We start from the raw sequence: 2,148 nt of genomic DNA on the forward strand, positions 1-2,148 counted from the left end.
TTACAAGCCGTTAGGGGAGTCTCCTCGCTTCCCTAACGGCCATAGAGTTACAGATTGATGCCGACGGCGATGAGGCGCTCGATCGTGTCGGTGAGCTGCGCGCCGGTCCTCGCCGCGTCCGCGCGCAGGGTCTCCGTGTAGCGCGCGCTCACCGTGTGGAGCGCCGACGCGCCGTTGCCGAGCATCACGGCAAGGAAGATGCCGATGCAGACGACGCGGGCCCTGTGGCTGAAATCGAGCGCGCTCTTCGTGCCCTCGCTCATGCGGCGCGAGAAGGCGAAGGCGGCGACAAGGAGCAGAAAACCCGCGACGGCGGAGGCAAGCTGAATCGCGCCCTGGCGAAGGAATTCGAGGGTGAGCGCCTCATGCACCGCGGTGCCGTCGATCCAGGCGCCGATCCAGCCCGCGTTAGCCTTGCCCGTTCCGGCGACCGGCACGAAGATCGTGCGGCCGGCACCGTTCTCGCGCATCACGAGGTCGTCCCTGCTCGTGATGACCTCCCCCTCGCTGAAGGCAAGCGGCGGGAAGTCCTCCGTGGATTCAATCACCCGGCCGGCGGGCGAGAGCACGGCAAGCGGGATGCCTGCGTTGTCGGCCGCGCGCGCGACCGCTCTGTCAAGCCCGCGGTAGGTGTCGAGGTTCTTGCCAAGCCGCACGCTCGACGAGACATTGAGATTGAGACTGTCCGCGGCGACGCGCGCCGAGGCCTCGCGCTGGGCCCAGATCTCGCGCTCGAAGGAGCTGAAGAGAAGCGCGTCGTAGACCGCGAGGCTCACGACGAGGATCATGAGCCAGCCTAGGAGCGCAGGAAGTTTCGCACGCAGCCGGGCGGCGGCGGTTCGGGCGTTCTGATTCATCGTCGGTTTCAGTTGCGGAAGAACTCGTCAACGGCGACGAGAATCTCAAGCGGCGGGTTCCAGCCGATGCGCTTCACGGTGGTGAGATTCATGGCGAGTGTCACCGAGCTCTCGTACTTCTGCACGAGCGTCCCCGGGGCGGCACCGAGGATCACGCTGCCCACCTGACGGGCGGTGAACACGCCCTCCTCCTCGGTGCTCGACTCGGAGATCGAGAGGAGCGCGCCCTTTCTCACATCGAGCGCTCCCGCCTGGGAGAAGGTCGGGATCTTCGCAGCGATGAGGGGTTCAAGCACGCCCTCGGGATCCGCCTGCATGCCGAGAGTGGCGGTGAGATAGACAGCATTGACGCCCGCGGCGACGAATTTTTCGTGGCAGGCCTTGAGGCGCTGCGCGGAAAGACGGGCGTCAGCGATGTCGAACGCATCCGTGCAGCGCACGAGCTCGATGCCGAGACGCCGGGACGCCGCCTCGATCTCGCCGAGCGCGACGCTGCTCCTGCCGGAGGGCGTGTCCTCGTAAGCGATGCCGAGCTTCTTGAAGGGGAAGATCGAATGGAAGAGGCGGACCTGCTCGCTGAAGCGGTCCGGCTCGATCATCGCGGCGACGTTGTCGCGCCCCGAGCGCTCGGGACTCTCGATGATGCCGCTCTCGACGGCGTTGGTCACCGAGGCGACAATCACGGGAACGTCAATGTCAGCATGGGCGAAGTCCTGCCCGGCCCAGGTGCCGAAGGCGAGAATGAGGTCAATGTCGCCCTTCTCGCGGATGCGCCTGAGGAGCGCCTCGCGGTTCTCCACGCGCTTTTCAGTATCCCAGCCCGCCGAGTACCAGGCGTCGGCGAGGAAGACGGCCTGTCCGCCGGCGTTTTCCGAGAGCCAGCGCCACATCGGCTCGGTCGACTCCGTGTCGACCGGGACGGCCACGTCACCCTTGTCGATGAAGCCGAGCTGCTTGAGGCCGACGGCCACGCCCCTCAGCGTCCTCTGGTAGTCGGAGAACTCGCCGCCCTCCACGTAGGCGATGCGCCAGACGTGCTGCCCGGGAGCCTCGGCGGCGGCGGGCTGCAGGCCGAGCATGACAAGAAGGAGGGCCGCTGAAAGAATGCTGAAAAGACGGTGAACGAGGGATGTCATCGGAGGGAAACGATGTTCGAGACGAAGGAATTTCCGCATTCTAATTCCCGGTCACAGGTTCCGACCCACCCTCCTTCGCAATTATGTTTCGGACGAAAATTTAAAAATCCCTGCCCGCATCTGGCGCGCGGACAGGGATTTATTCGCAAATGCCT

General features: G+C 65.2%; 2 protein-coding genes. Both read right to left on the reverse strand.

Translation table 11 applies throughout. The features are described from left to right. Positions 1–47: 47 nt before the first annotated feature. Positions 48–857: a hypothetical protein gene (locus Q4F91_RS13420; RefSeq protein WP_303338236.1), complete on the reverse strand. Its 810-nt coding sequence runs from the start codon at positions 855–857 to the stop codon at positions 48–50. An 8-nt stretch (positions 858–865) separates the two neighbouring features. Next, on the reverse strand, positions 866–1,936 hold the full coding sequence (locus Q4F91_RS13425) for an ABC transporter substrate binding protein (RefSeq protein WP_303338237.1): 1,071 nt from the start codon (positions 1,934–1,936) through the stop codon (positions 866–868). Positions 1,937–2,148 lie beyond the last annotated feature (212 nt).

Origin of the sequence: Sutterella sp., from assembly GCF_030539355.1 — a bacterium.
GTDB lineage: Bacteria > Pseudomonadota > Gammaproteobacteria > Burkholderiales > Burkholderiaceae_F > Sutterella.